Source organism: Bacteroides sp. (assembly GCA_036351255.1).
Lineage (GTDB): Bacteria > Bacteroidota > Bacteroidia > Bacteroidales > UBA7960 > UBA7960.
Map to the genome: position 1 here is coordinate 1 of JAZBOS010000151.1, position 14,171 is coordinate 14,171.

Below are 14,171 nucleotides of genomic sequence, written 5' to 3' on the forward strand. Positions count from 1 at the left end.
CGCCAAAGCCATCATTGAAATCAAAGGGCTTGATTGCAAGGTCATACCTGTGCTCACCAAGGATTTCCCCCAAAATGCCCAGCGTCCCCAGTACAGTGTTCTGAACAAAAGCCGTATAAAAAAGGATTTTGGTGTGGAGATTCCCTACTGGCGAGATAGCCTGAAGGAATGCCTGGCAAAATTGTAAAAACCTATTCCTCTCTTGCTTCTTTATGCAGAGAGGTTTTCCTTTTGTTTCTTTTCAAAACTTATTCATGTCTCCATTTCATTCAGAAATGAGGCTGGTTCTGTTTTTAATTTTCAGCCGGGATTTTCTTGTTTATTTCTTAATCGGGCCTTATCTGGCTCGGAGTTTATACGGTTTAAACCGTATAAACTCCGTATTAACTATGAAGATGCTATTAGAAAAGAAAGAGCAAGCAACCAGTATTAGCATTATAGATAATAAAAAACGAGGTGGCGAGCAGCCACCCCGTCTATTGGGATTCAATAAATTAGCTTGAATCAAAAATGTTAAACGAAGACTTTTACATTCTATTCAGGCTTTTCAGGTTTATCCTGAAACCTGGATCTGAAATTTTTAAACTTCTCTGAAAGTTGGTCAAAGGTTTCATCCAGGCTTTCCCTGATATCCTCCCAGGCATCTTCGCCCTTTTCTTTCAGCTCATTTAGTTTTGACTTGCTTTTTGAGACTTTGCCTTCCAGTTCGTCTATTTCGTCCTGGTACTCAATTTTGGTATCGGCTTTTGCAAATTTAGCCCTGGCCTTAAGCTTGTCGATGTCGGCTTGCCATTCATCAATTTTGGCTTCAATTTTTGTTTTGTAGTCTTCAAATTTCCCCATGATGTTTATTTTTTTGGTTATGTTTATAAAAATACAAAAAGATATTTTTTTTGAAACCATTCACCTGCTCTTTTTATCTCAGGACTGGACCTTATGGGTCATTTTTTCTTCCCAGTGGGTAGATTCGATGATGACTTCAAGGCCTTCCTTTTCAACCAGGAAGCCATCGTGGCCATAAAGGCTGCGGATGGTGTGATGGGAGGCCCCCGGAATCATTTCTGCAACCTTCCTCACCTCTTCAATGGGGAACAGGATGTCGGTTTCGATACTGATGCAACAAACGTTTGAGCGGATGCTTTGCAGTACCTTTTTGACGCCTCCGCGGTGGCGTCCCACATCGTGCGAGTCAAACGCGCGGGTGATGGTCAGGTAGGCGTATGGGCTGTAGCGGTTTACCAGTTTGTTTCCCTGGTAACGCAAATAGGAGGGGGCGTTGAAGCCTTCCATTTTATTTTCTTCGGGGTCATATTGGGTTTTTTCAAAGGCCTCGAAGCTGCGGTAGCTGATCATCCCAATGGCCCTTGCGGCACGTAGTCCTGCTTTACCACCTTCTTGGGTGTTTTCCAGAAAACTGGGATCGGCTTCCAGGGCCATGCGCTGGGCTTCGTTGTAGGCTTTGGCCCAGGGGCTGGTGCGCGCCCCTGCTGCAATAAAGATCAGGTGCTTGATGAGTCCAGGCTGCATGATGCACCATTCCATTCCCTGAAAAGCGCCCAGCGAAGCCCCAATAGCCACGTCAATTTTTTCAATGCCCAGATGCCCGCGAAGCAGCTCGTGGACTTGAACCATATCGCGTATGGTAATCAAGGGGAAATCGAGCAGGAAGGGCTTTCCCGTTTCGGGATTCAGAGAGGTGGCGCCTGTGGTTCCATAGCAACTGCCCAGCACATTGGCACATACGATGGTATGATAGCGGGGATCGAATGTCTTGCCTGGTCCGCAAAGATTAGGCCACCATTCCATGGGATCGCTGTTGCCCGTCAGGGCGTGGCACACCCAAACCACAGGATTCCCAGAATGCACATCGCCATAAAGGTGATAGCCGATTTCGATGCCAGGGAAGGTGTAACCCGATTCAGTGGTAAAAGGTTTGTCGGTCTTGAGGATTTGGAGCATAAAGGCAAATTTGCCGTGAAAATACAATTTTTTGGAAAAAAGGATCCATAAAATTTGAAAGAGAAGCTTTCCTTTGGCACGGAAAGAATTTTGTAGCTTTAGACGCTGATTAAAATTTTCAGGATATGAAGAAGTTTCCGCTGGGATTTTTTCCCACCCCGCTGCATGGACTGGAGCGGCTTTCGGATAAATACCGTCCCTATGAACTTTTTATCAAAAGGGATGATCAGACAGGGCTTGCGTCAGGGGGCAATAAAACCCGCAAGCTGGAATACCTTCTGGCAGAAGCGCTGGCGCAGGGATGCAATACGCTGGTCACCTTGGGTGCCCAGCAGTCGAATCATTGCCGCCAAACGGCTGCCGCCGCTGCAAGGGCAGGCCTTGACTGCCATCTCATCGTCAGGGGAAAGGCGCCTGCTATGCCCAATGGCAATCTCTTGCTTTCTTTGTTGTTGGGCGCTGAAATTCATTACGCCGGTGCAGAGATTACGGATGCATATATTGCACAGGTGATAAACGAGCTGCGGAGCTTTGGACTAAAGCCTTACCTGATCCCTTATGGCGGGTCGAATACCACTGGGGTGATGGGTTATGCTGATGCTGTGGCAGAGCTGAAACAACAAATGGAGGAGAAAAGCCTTTCATTTGATTATATTTTCTTTGCTTCATGCTCAGGAGGAACGCAAGCGGGTTTGATGCTGGGGAAAGAAAAGTTTGGCCTGGATGCAAGGCTGATGCCCGTTAGTATTCAGAAACCTGAGGCCGGTTTCTCATCTCTTGAAGAGATGGCTTTAAAGCTCGTTTATGATACCAGGGAATCCATGGGCATAGAACACAATTTCAATGCATCCGATGCCAGGCTGATCAAAGGCTATGATGAAGCGGGTTATGGTGTGGTGACCCAATCGGAGCACAAAGCCATTCATGAACTGGCCCGCCTCGAAGGAATATTGCTCGATCCCGTGTATACGGCAAGGGCATTCAATGCAATGACAGATTATTTGGGAAAGGGGAAAGTCCCTTCAGGTTCAAAAATTCTGTTCTGGCATACCGGGGGATTGCCGGCAAACTTTCATTATGCCGCCGAGATCCTGTAAGGATTAGTCTTTTACTTTGTATAACTTCCACCAGGCGATGTGCGGGTCCTCGTGGTGCTCACGGTGGTAGCCGAAGAAATAGCAGCTCAGCATTGCCCAGAAGTGGTTTTTTCCTTGTGTACGGGCTTTGTGTGGCCCCATAGAGGGCAGGTGTGGCAGGCGGTGAACCCAGTAAACGCCAACCGCGAAGAGCTGAAAGGTGCCCAATATGGCGGGCAGGGCCCAGAAAAGCAATACACTGGTCTGGTCAAGCTTCAGCAGATAAACCATGATGTTGAACAGGGCGGCCATGATCAGCAATTGGGTAATGGTGAGATATCGCCACATAAATACCGCCCACCACGCAAAGAAGTTTTGCGATTTTACATAGAAATCGGGGTCCTCAGCAGAGGCTGGGTTCTTGTGGTGCTTCCCGTGGTTTTTTCGGAGCATTTTATAGGACATCCCGGCAAAAAGCGCAACGGCAAGGGTTCCTATCACCGTGTTCACCCGTTTTGACGGATGGATGTTGCCGTGCATGGCATCGTGGCCTGTAATAAACAAGCCGGTATAGAGATAGGCCTGGATCAGGATATGGACGTAAATCCATGGATTGGTCCAGGAAGGTTCAAGAGAAATCAGCATATAGGCCAGGTGACCTGCCCAGATCAGGATGACCGCTATGGCAATAAGAACACCCATAAATTTGTGTTTTGACGTTTTCCAAAATTAGCCAATTTTATCTATCACCAAAATTTTTTGGGGATCAAAACATTTTTGCCTGATAACGTGTTAGATAAACATTGGTAAAGTATGAAAAAATTGGTTGAATTTTAATTCATAGCCTTATGCAACAATGGACTTATGCCCTGCTATTATTGGCCAGTATAGCCGTGCCCCTGATTCGCAGCTTTGAACCGCGAATTTTCTTTATTGGAAACTGGAAGGCACTCCTGGCAGGAATTTTTGTCATGATGCTGGTATTTATTCCCTGGGATGTGGCCTTTACAAAACACGGGGTCTGGGGATTCTCTCACGAATACGTGAGCGGGCTTTATGTTTTCGGCTTACCCATTGAAGAATGGATGTTTTTTATTGTGATAACCTATTGTGTGGTATTTTCCTACGAGGTGATCCGCTACTTTTTTCCCCGTATCTCTTTCCCCAAAACAGCTATGTGGACATCCCTGATCGTTGGAGCCGGATTGCTAGTTGCAGGACTACTGAATACCGACAAGGTTTACACCTTTATTGTCACCATGCTTGCCGGAGCACTGATGATCCTGATGCCCATCCTGAAATATCACAAAACCTGGCTCAGCCACTATTTGGTAACCTATCTCATTACCCTTATCCCGTTCTTTATTGTGAACGGGGTGCTCACCCGTATTCCCGTGGTTTGGTACAACAATGCTGAAAACCTGGGCATAAGGCTGACTTCCATTCCTGTTGAAGACAGCGCTTATTTTATGGCGATGATGCTAATCGTGATGCCCATTTATGAACGATTAAAACCGAAGAAATAAAATAAAGGTCAATTACAAAAAGAGGCCGCCTCAAATCGAGACGGCCTCTTTTAATTTTTGGCTAGATGAAAACAGATTCAGTTAATCGGGCCGGTATCCAAAATAAAAATGTTTTACGCCAATGTCATCCCCATCGGCATCTTCATTGAAATAAATTTTTCTAATTGGAGCTGGCGACACCACCCCGGTAAATCCACTTGAGAACCCGCCTGGAAAGTCGCCATTCATTATATAATCGATTTCACACTCATTGGTTCCATCAAACGCATAAACCTTTAAATATTCGTATTGACTTGCAGAATTATCGACAATAACAAATCCAATTGCATAAACATTACTACCATTTACACCGATCTCAAAATTATCGTCCTCAAAATTATCTACATCGCCAATGCTGATAGTATGAGGCCAGTCAACCTCACTATCTTCAAAAACCAGCCCTAGATGAACCTCAGGGTGGCCCTCATAAAAACCAGGATCTTTGTTTTCCAGATAGAATTCGAACGGCATGCCTGTTGTGTCAGGGCTGAAAGTAATTTTTTTACCCATCCATATTTGTCCTGTAGAATGGTAGCTGAAGTTTCCTGCTTCGTTGGCTTTTTTAATGTTAGTCCCGGTGGTTTCCCAGGGTCCTTCTGTTAAATGGTATGGCATTGCACTCTCCCAATTTGCTTTATTCTTAAAGATTCCAACGCTAGCTGAGTCATATTGGACCATATCGTAATCCACAGTAGAACTGACCTTTGCAATGCTGTTATCCGTCAGGCTACGTAGGGTATAGGATATGGGAACGGCTGTGGTTAAGGGAGCATCTGTTCTGAAAAACTCACCCAATTGACCTGTGCGAAGAAAGTTCAGCGCAGTTTGGGCATCCCCACCAATGGTAACCAGTTTAATGGTTGATTCTGATAGGGTCGTGAGGTGGTCACCTGAAATTTCTCCATCAATACCATTATAAGAAGCTGACAAGGCCGCTTTCATTTCCGTTTCACTATACGTGGAAGTCATTGTTAAAGTCATCATTCGCCCGTATACAATATTTGAAACATAAACCGGGAGGTTGTTCGGCCCGATCCTGCCCATACTGACTTGTTCATCCAGAATTTCCTGTGTAAATTCCTCACTGAATAAATCACCGGGTCTTTGGGGCAATCCCATCGACACAGTAAACATTTTTTGAACAAAATAGGCGGACACCGTATTTGTTTCGTTTGTGCTTTCCCATTGCAATGATGCCTGAACGCTTGATGTCATATAATCTGCCGAAAGCCCAAGAGCAAGAGCAGTTTGCTGAAAAGAATGGCTGGTCGCCTGGTTGAAAAAGATGCTGCTTCCCGAGATATGTCCAGCATTTTGGGCGGCTTCAACAAGCTCCGCAATTCCTTGCTTCACAGTAACCAGGGTCGGGTTTTCAATCAACCTGCTATTGTTCGACATCTGAAAACTTATGGAAATGGGGAGGTCAGCCCGCTGGTAGATTGGCAGGGATTGCATAGCCCCCAAGCCCTGAAGGTACCCATTGCCCTGGATTAATGATCCCAGGTAAAGGATCTCTGAATTTGGGTCGTAGGTGACAATATCTTCAGGGGTTTTTGTTATAGAGCATGGCGTAGTGGTTTTTACCATTAGGTCACTACAACTAAACTCCTGGATCGGGTCAAACTCCAGCATTGCATCAGCTTCCGGTGGACTAAAAACATCCCAGGTTGGGAGTGATGCGAAATAAGCATTTATCTCAAGGGTATCATCGGGATTGTCTTCTTCTTCCTTTGAGCAACTTATGGGGGCTACAATAAATAACATTAATATTGCCAGCAATAATCCGTTTGATAGGGTAAGCAGGGTCTTTTTCATGTCCGGTTTGGGTTAATGTTGAGATTACCTGTTTTCAGTTAAACAGGTCTTTTTGTAGACGAAGGACTGGTTTAATTAATTAAAACGATGTAATATAAATAATTCTAATAAGATCAGTTGATCAAAAGGGGGCAACGTGCTGTATTTGGGGCGAATTGATTAGCGAAAAAGGTGGGTGTCAAAAAGGAGGGTTAAATGACATTCGCCCCAATTTGATCAAAGGGCCTCTTTAATCTTCATAATGTAGCTTCGCGAGACTGGAATTTTCTCGTCAACTCCTTTTATGATCAGGGCTTGATTGTTGCAATTGCCAATGAGTTTTTCTATGTTATGTGAGTTAACTATACTAATTCTGTGGCAACGGATTAGGTTAGGAAAGTTCTTTATTTGGACTTCAATATTTTTCAGGGTATTTCTGATCAGTCTTTTTTTTACTTGATCTCCATCCAGATAATGAATTTCGGCATAATTATCGGCCGATTTAATAAACAGAATATTTGAGCTTAAAAGGCTGAATTTCTCTGCTTTGTTTTCTGAGATGAAGTCAACCGGCTTATTGGATTCATCTGCTTCCAGCGCCTTCATTTTGCTTTGCAAAATTTCTCCAAGAAGAAGCAAGGCCTCATTTTTCTCTCTTAATTGCAGCAATTTGTCATGAATGCCAATAATAACAGGTGGCAATATACATATCAAAGCAATTTTGTAAATATCAAAAGTTGTTAAGCTTACAGTTCGGGTGAAGATCAAATAAAAGGAAACCGAAAGGGAACAAAGAAACCATATAAGAAAGTTGCGTATTCCAAGCCGTAATTCAGGATAACTTTCTTCCTGGGGATCGCCCGCAACAAAGCTGGGATAAGCGATGCCTGTGAGGAAAATAATGAGGAAAATGATGATTCCAAAACCGGAAGCAAATAAAATCCTGTCTTCGAAATTCAACTGCTCAACATGGAATGGTTCAAAAACAATGACAAACAAGGTTGCCCCCAACCCGATGCCTAAGAAAAGGATCAGTTTCTGGTTTAGCTGGCAAAGCAAATGGTTCCACTTTTCTTTCATCATGGGTGAATGCGTGTTGGAATTTCCATTCTATTTGGAACTAAAAACTGCTAATGGTTATTGCGAAAAAAAAGGATGACATTATTAAATCTTAAAATTTGAAAGATAGGTGGTTTCAAATATACGATAAATTAAATACGGATGCAGGATTATTGTATTTATATTTTAAGCAATAGTTTAATCCAATCGAGATGGGAATGGGTTTCTTTATAAGATTGTGAGTTTTGGAGCATTTCGGATAATGTAAATCCTTTTCTTAATTACACCCCAGGAAATAATCCTATTAAAAAATGCGGAATGTTTTCTATTGATAAAATCAGGAGTTGTAACTATATGCTTTAAATATTTTTTATTTACTGTTTTGATTTAATGAAGGGTTTCTCTATTATTGTGTATTGAAAAAGGCGAGGCTGTTTTTGTAAATATCTCTTTGAAAGGTTTATATTTTCTCCTTTTTTTCGAAAGCCATTTTTTAAAAAGATTTGCCTCATTGCTTGACAAGAAATTGCAATATTCCCCCAAAAAAGAAACCTGCTGTGAAAAAATTGCCGGGCCTCGTGTTGTCATTGATTCTTCTTTCCCCGCTTTCATTATGGGCTGAAGTCATTGAAGTATTATCACCAGATGGGACCATAAGGGTTAAGGTTGAAGTCGGAGACCAGGTCACATGGTCGGTTTTTAAAGGCCAGGAAACACTGCTGTTGCCTTCTCAATTGAGCCTGGAGATTTCCGGAAACCGGAATCCAGGTGTGCAGCCCAGGCTGCGCAGCCATAGTATCCACATGGTGAATGAGGTGATTGAGGCGGAAGTCCCGGTAAAAAACCGTTACATTGAGAACCATTATAACGAGTTGCTATTGCATTTCAAGGAGGGATACAACCTGGCTTTCAGGGCTTATGACGAAGGGGTGGCCTACCGGTTCATTACCGCTTACCCTGAAAATAGCGTGGAGGTGATCGCAGAGACGGTAGCTTTTCATTTTGAGGAGAATCATCGCCTGTTCTGGCCGATGGAGAGCAGCCCTACGTTTCAGTCGCATTATGAAGCCGCTTACCGCGACATTTTCCTCGGTGACCTGACGAAGGAACAATACGGTTCGTTGCCAATGTTGCTGGAAACCCGACAGGGGACGCAACTGCTGATTACCGAGGCCGATCTTTACGATTACCCCAATTTATTCCTGTTTGGCACCGGCGCCAACAGTCTGAGGGGTGTGCTGCCCAAAGCCATTCTGGAGACTTACAAAAGGGGTGACCGGGCAGAGGTGATTGCAAGCAACGCCAATTACCTTGCCAAAACCCAGGGAAGCCGAAGCTTTCCCTGGCGGGTAATGGTCATAGCCTCGGAAGACCGTGAATTACTCGAAAATGAGCTGGTTTACAAACTGTCATCTCCCTGCGTTCTGGCAGATATTGACTGGATCAGGCCCGGCAAGGTGGCCTGGGACTGGTGGAATGCCAATAACATTTACGGGGTGGATTTCAGGGCAGGCCTCAATACGGAAACCTATAAATACTACATTGACTTTGCTTCAGCATATGGCCTGGAGTATATCATTCTGGACGAAGGCTGGTCGGTTTCTACCCTGGATCTGCGTGATGGAAATCCTGAACTTGATTTGGAGCAGTTGTTTGCCTATGCGGAAAGCAAAAACGTGGGCATCATCCTCTGGGTGTTATGGAATGCCCTGGATAAAGACCTGGAGGCAACGCTTGACCGCTTTGCCGGATGGGGTGCAAAAGGCATCAAGGTCGATTTTATGGTGCGGGCCGATCAGGACATGGTCAATTATTATGAGCGGGTGGCGAAAGAAGCGGCCAAAAGAGAGCTGCTGGTGAACTTCCACGGGGCATACAAGCCTTCGGGCTTGAACCGTAAATACCCCAACGTGGTTAATTACGAAGGAGTGAAAGGAATGGAAAACAGCAAATGGGAGGAAGCGGTCAGCCCCTGGCACGATGTACTACTGCCTTTTACGCGGATGGTAGCAGGCCCCATGGACTATACCCCCGGCGCGATGATCAATGCAAGCAAAGAAAATTTCCGGCCGGTGTTTACCCAACCAATGAGCCAAGGCACCCGGGCTCACCAGGCAGCCATGTATGTCTTGTATGATGCACCTCTGCAAATGCTTTCGGATAATCCTTCCAACTATCTCAAAGAACCTGAATATACCCGCTTCATTGTGGATATTCCTGTATCGTGGGATCAAACCATAGGTCTGCCCTCAAGGGTGGGAGAATATGTGGTGATGGCGCGAAAAAAGGGCGATGTCTGGTACCTGGGAGCCATGACAAACTGGGATGCCCGTACCCTTGAGATCGATGCTGCTTTTCTTGAAAATGTTCCCTACAGGATTGAATACATTGAGGATGGGCCCAATGCGGATCGTCATGCCGCTGATTACCGGATGAACACTCGCATTTTGCAGCCTGGTGAAAAGATCACCGTAAAAATGGCTCCCGGCGGCGGCTGGGTAGCAATATTGAGGCCCCTGCCTTAAAGATCTTATTTGAATCCACAGATCAAACACTAACCAAAAACCATAGCCATGAAAAAAAGTGTTTTATTTTCAGTACTTCTTTCCTTTGTGGGATTGATGTTTTTTCCCGGACAGGAAGCATGGGCCCAGGATGAGGGTTGGACGGTCGTCAACCAATGGCCAGTGAATAACAATGCTTCAGGCCTGGCTTACGATGGAACTTATTTCTATATAGGCACCTATGGGAGCAACGGCGGAGACGTTTACCAGTTCGACCCTGCCGCCGGGACAAACACCCTGCTCTTTACAGGTCCGCAGGAAGATGCCTTTGGCCTGAGCTATGACGGGGAATACCTGTGGACCATTAACCAGGTCTCTCCTTCATCCTCTCCTGCTATTGCATTGCAATTGGACCTTGAAGGAAATGTCGTTTCCCAGTTTAACCTGCCTGTCCACTACATGTCGGGCATTGCCTGGGATGAAGGCCATTTCTGGGCGGCTGCCTATTACCCGGACCCCGGAACCATTTATCGGGTGGATAACCTGGGCACGCCGCAGAGCAGTTTCGTGCCTCCGGCCGAACAGCCCTGGGACCTTGCCGTTCAGGGGGATTCGCTCTGGATCATCGACTACTGGAACGGCACCATTGACCTGGTCAGGAAGGACGGGACCTTCGTGCAGTCTTTTCCCTATCCTGATTACCGGGCCTCGGGGATCTGGCACGACGGCACTTACCTGTGGTATGTCGGCAGAGCCTCCAGCGGGGGCAGTACCCTCTATCAGGTGAACCCCTGGGGCGGTGGCACTCCTGTGATCAGTGTTCCGGAAAACCACCATTTCGGCAATGTTACCTTGTCGGAATCAGCCTCCTGGGAGCTTCAGCTTTCCAACACCGGAACCGGTGAACTGGTCATTGAGGGCATCAGCTTTTTGGAAGGGAATACGGTATTTTCCCTTGATAATGCTGAGTTCCCAATAACTGTTGAGGCTGCCGGTTCCGCTTCAGTTACGGTTGTTTTTAACCCGGATGCCATCGAGGAATTTTTCGGAACAATGAGTATTCATTCCAACGATCCCGCCCACCCTGTTGTTAACGTTAACCTGCATGGATTCGGGCTTTTTGATGGAGCATACCTGAGCGGGGTGCAGGAGATGATCGATTTCGACTTTGTGAGGATTAATTCCACTAACAGGCTCTATCTCCATATGGCAAATATGGGAAACAGCCCCTTGGAGTTTGAGAATATGGCTTTCTCCTGTGAATACTTTTACTGGGATGAATCTGTCAGTTTCCCGCTTACCCTTGATCCGGTGGAAGAAAAAGATCTGCCATTCTGGTTCAGGCCAATTGCAGGAGGGGTTTTCAATGAGACCCTTCTACTCACTTTTAACAATGCTGATCAATCACCCTTTTCAGTGTTGGTTAAAGGTTTCTCAGATGACACCTCTCTGCCCCTGGGTGAGATGCTCTGGGAGCATCAGTTTACCGGCTCTTATGATTTCCATGCAAGGGCCATCATGCCGGTGGCTGATATGACGGGAGACGGGATGGAGGATGTGGTGGTGGGGACACGTGATAACAAGATCCGGCTATTTAATGGGAATGCCAGCGGGAATACCGACCTGATCTGGGAAAGGCAACTTGGAACCGTGGAATATCCCAAGGGTTTTGACCGGCTTGATGACATCAATGACGATGGTTATCCTGATATTGTAGCCGGTACCGCCTGGGGTGACCGCGCCGTGACGGCCCTCTGCGGGAAGACCGGGGAGATCCTCTGGCGCTTCCTGACCAATATTTACGGTGCAGGCGGCTGGGTTTACATGGTCGATGTGAAATATGACTATAATGGCGACGGCTATAAGGATGTGCTGGCTGCCAGTGGCGATGATGGAGACGGAACCGGGCCTAAACGTGTTTTCCTGCTTGATGCGCTCAGTGGGTTGGTCATTTGGGATTCTCCCCTGAATGCTGCCGTATATTCAGTGCTGGCTATTGAAGACGTGAATGGCGATGGAATCCCTGATGTGCTGGCCGGAGCGACTTCTCCAGGAGAAAAGGGGATGGTGTTTGGCCTGGATGGTGCCGATGGGGGAATGATCTGGGATCTTTCTACCCCGGGCACGGCCGTTTGGGCTCTGGAACAGATTGATGACATTACGGAGGATGAAATCCGCGATGTGATCATCGGCACCTTCAACGGGGTCTATTACCTGCTGGATGCCACCGATGGAAATATTGAAGCTCAGGGCTCACTTGGAAACTCCATTATTCTCGACTTCTGGGTGGCTGGCGACCTTAACGGTGACGGCTATGACGATATCTTCCCGGCTTATTCCACACAGCCCAATGCGGTGGCCATCTCCGGGCTCGATGGCCAGGTTCTGTGGTCCACGATGGTTTCTGACCAGCCCTGGAGTGTCATCCCAGTGGGGGACGTTTCGGGGGATGGCATTTCCGATTTGGCGGTAGGAACCCTTTATCAGAATAACAAGCTCTATGTCATGAACGGGACCAATGGAACCATACTTTTTGAGCAAACCATGCCTGCGCCAGTGGATGCCATTGGAAATTTGGGTGATGTCACTGGCGATCACTCCCTTGAGTTCATTGCCGGGACGCGCAATGGCTGGCTTGCAGCCTTTGCCGGGGGACTGGATGCCGCTGAACCACAGTTTGAAGTAAACTTTCATGTCGAGGATGCCAGTGAACCGGCCAATGACATCCAAGGGGCTACCATCGTAATTGCCGAAACCGGTGAAAGTTACCAGACCGGCGAAAATGGAATGGCTAGCCTGCTTTTGGTCAATGGAACCTATCATTATACTGTGAGCCTGGAGGGTTTCTTTGATGCGGAAGGCAGTTTTGAAGTGGCCGGTGATGAATTATTGGTGGAAGTAGTGTTGCAGGTGGATGATACCGACGTGCCCGAGCTCTCCGATCCGCGACTGGTGAGGGCTTACAGCTATCCCAACCCGATGAGGGATCATACCCAAATTGCCTTTACGCTTACCCGCGGAGAAGCAGTGAGCCTCCGTATCTATGACTTGAATGGTGGAGTGGTAAGGACTTTTGATAAGCAAGCTTTCCCTGCAGGGGAAAATACCATTCGTTGGGATGGGCGCGATCAGCAGGGCAAGGAATTGCCCGATGGGATGTATTTCTTTGAACTGATTACCCCCACCCAATCCTTGAAAAACCGCATGCTGATCTTAAGGAATTGAAAATTAAAATAATTTGGAACTTGGAATTCTAAAATTAATTAATTGTAAAACAGTTTATTAGGGCATATTCCCGCCTGCGTTTCAGGCATTCAGGGGATATGCCTTAAAAAATAATTGCCAAAATATTTGGAAGTTAGTTAATATACACTAACTTTGTACAATGAAAAACATAAATATCAAATCGCATGAAAATAATTAGATCCATTCGAATGATCGCCTTTGTGCTGATCTTCATTACATCAATTCCACTGGTGGTTCATTTTTTTTCAGGTGCTGAACCAAGGCAAGCTTTTATAACCCATCTTCACGTGTATTCAGGTATTTTACTGCTGATCGTGGCTCCTCTGACAGTTTTTTTTGAAAGAAGGGTAATGGATAAAGCAAAAGGAAAATAAGTCATGCAAACCGACCGGCAAAAAGAAATTATCAGTGTATCGCTTGATCTGATCTCGGAGAAAGGGATTCAGGGACTTACCATTAAAAATCTGGCCCATCGCATTGGGATCACTGAACCTGCCATATACAGGCATTACGAGAACAAGATTCAAATCCTGCTAGCCATCCTTGAATTATTCCGGAAGAATACCGTTCTGGTTTTTGATCAAGAAGTTGGTCTGAAAGGAACCGCCATTGAAAAGATTGAGCATGTTTTTAAGAACCAGTTTCGCATACTTGCGGAAACTCCTCAACTGGTGGCGGTGATCTTTTCAGAAGAAATCTTCAGGAATGAGCCTCTTCTGATGGAACGTATTGGAGCCATCATGGACCAGATAAATCAAGCTATTTCAGGCATCATTAAAGAAGGACAGGAGCGAAAGGAAATCAGGTCGGATATAGAGGCTTCTCATTTGGCTATAATGATCATGGGTGGGCTTCGCCTTTTTGTGAAACGCTGGCAGATGAAAGACTTCGCCTTTAACCTGATGGCAGAAGGAGCCTCCTTCCTGCAATCAGTAAAAAGAATAATTACTTAAACCTGAGAAAATTAA

General features: G+C 46.0%; 11 protein-coding genes. 6 read left to right on the plus strand and 5 right to left on the minus strand.

All coding sequences use genetic code 11. The features are described from left to right. Window positions 1-187 (plus strand): sugar nucleotide-binding protein (locus V2I46_14180; protein ID MEE4178649.1); only part of this gene is annotated, 187 nt, incomplete at its 5' end. A 347-nt stretch (window positions 188-534) separates the two neighbouring features. Here V2I46_14180 and V2I46_14185 read toward each other — a convergent pair. Both V2I46_14185 and metX read right to left on the minus strand, forming a co-directional pair. Beyond that, entirely contained in the window at window positions 535-843 is a 309-nt protein-coding gene (locus V2I46_14185) for a hypothetical protein (GenBank protein MEE4178650.1), read from the minus strand. A gap of 78 nt (window positions 844-921) precedes the next feature. Continuing rightward, window positions 922-1,959 carry a homoserine O-acetyltransferase gene (gene metX / locus V2I46_14190; protein MEE4178651.1) on the minus strand — a complete coding sequence of 346 codons (1,038 nt, stop codon included), beginning with the start codon at window positions 1,957-1,959 and terminating at the stop codon, window positions 922-924. Window positions 1,960-2,084: 125 nt separating this feature from the next. Between metX and V2I46_14195 the strand changes: the two genes are divergently transcribed. Continuing rightward, window positions 2,085-3,056, plus strand: a complete 972-nt coding sequence (locus tag V2I46_14195; GenBank protein MEE4178652.1) for a D-cysteine desulfhydrase family protein — start codon at window positions 2,085-2,087, stop codon at window positions 3,054-3,056. 3 nt (window positions 3,057-3,059) lie between these two features. On the opposite strand, the gene V2I46_14200 is transcribed toward V2I46_14195, so the two are convergent. After that, window positions 3,060-3,737, minus strand: a complete 678-nt coding sequence (locus V2I46_14200) for a fatty acid desaturase (GenBank protein ID MEE4178653.1) — start codon at window positions 3,735-3,737, stop codon at window positions 3,060-3,062. Window positions 3,738-3,883: 146 nt separating this feature from the next. Here V2I46_14200 and V2I46_14205 point away from each other — a divergent pair, with 146 nt between their 5' ends. Continuing rightward, window positions 3,884-4,561, plus strand: a complete 678-nt coding sequence (locus tag V2I46_14205; GenBank protein MEE4178654.1) for a lycopene cyclase domain-containing protein — start codon at window positions 3,884-3,886, stop codon at window positions 4,559-4,561. A gap of 81 nt (window positions 4,562-4,642) precedes the next feature. On the opposite strand, the gene V2I46_14210 is transcribed toward V2I46_14205, so the two are convergent. Both V2I46_14210 and V2I46_14215 read right to left on the minus strand, forming a co-directional pair. After that, on the minus strand, window positions 4,643-6,415 hold the full coding sequence (locus V2I46_14210) for a thiol-activated cytolysin family protein (GenBank protein MEE4178655.1): 1,773 nt from the start codon (window positions 6,413-6,415) through the stop codon (window positions 4,643-4,645). Window positions 6,416-6,631: 216 nt separating this feature from the next. Continuing rightward, complete coding sequence (locus tag V2I46_14215) at window positions 6,632-7,393, minus strand: LytTR family DNA-binding domain-containing protein (protein ID MEE4178656.1); 762 nt, start codon at window positions 7,391-7,393, stop codon at window positions 6,632-6,634. 617 nt (window positions 7,394-8,010) lie between these two features. Between V2I46_14215 and V2I46_14220 the strand changes: the two genes are divergently transcribed. The 3 genes from V2I46_14220 (at window position 8,011) to V2I46_14230 (ending at window position 14,156) form a co-directional block, all read left to right on the plus strand. Further along, complete coding sequence (locus V2I46_14220) at window positions 8,011-9,978, plus strand: glycoside hydrolase family 97 protein (protein ID MEE4178657.1); 1,968 nt, start codon at window positions 8,011-8,013, stop codon at window positions 9,976-9,978. A gap of 48 nt (window positions 9,979-10,026) precedes the next feature. After that, complete coding sequence (locus V2I46_14225; protein MEE4178658.1) at window positions 10,027-13,182, plus strand: choice-of-anchor D domain-containing protein; 3,156 nt, start codon at window positions 10,027-10,029, stop codon at window positions 13,180-13,182. 398 nt (window positions 13,183-13,580) lie between these two features. Then, window positions 13,581-14,156 (plus strand): TetR/AcrR family transcriptional regulator, encoded by a 576-nt coding sequence (locus V2I46_14230; protein MEE4178659.1) that lies wholly within the window; start codon window positions 13,581-13,583, stop codon window positions 14,154-14,156. Window positions 14,157-14,171 lie beyond the last annotated feature (15 nt).

What these genes read in the sequence shown, in the direction of transcription:
- V2I46_14200 (MEE4178653.1), bottom strand. Translation starts at nt 3,737, where the DNA reads ATGGGTGTTCTTATTGCCATAGCGGTCATCCTGATCTGGGCAGGTCAC.
- V2I46_14205 (MEE4178654.1), top strand. Translation starts at nt 3,884, where the DNA reads ATGCAACAATGGACTTATGCCCTGCTATTATTGGCCAGTATAGCCGTG.
- V2I46_14225 (MEE4178658.1), top strand. Translation starts at nt 10,027, where the DNA reads ATGAAAAAAAGTGTTTTATTTTCAGTACTTCTTTCCTTTGTGGGATTG.
- V2I46_14210 (MEE4178655.1), bottom strand. Translation starts at nt 6,415, where the DNA reads ATGAAAAAGACCCTGCTTACCCTATCAAACGGATTATTGCTGGCAATA.
- V2I46_14185 (MEE4178650.1), bottom strand. Translation starts at nt 843, where the DNA reads ATGGGGAAATTTGAAGACTACAAAACAAAAATTGAAGCCAAAATTGAT.
- metX (MEE4178651.1), bottom strand. Translation starts at nt 1,959, where the DNA reads ATGCTCCAAATCCTCAAGACCGACAAACCTTTTACCACTGAATCGGGT.
- V2I46_14230 (MEE4178659.1), top strand. Translation starts at nt 13,581, where the DNA reads ATGCAAACCGACCGGCAAAAAGAAATTATCAGTGTATCGCTTGATCTG.
- V2I46_14195 (MEE4178652.1), top strand. Translation starts at nt 2,085, where the DNA reads ATGAAGAAGTTTCCGCTGGGATTTTTTCCCACCCCGCTGCATGGACTG.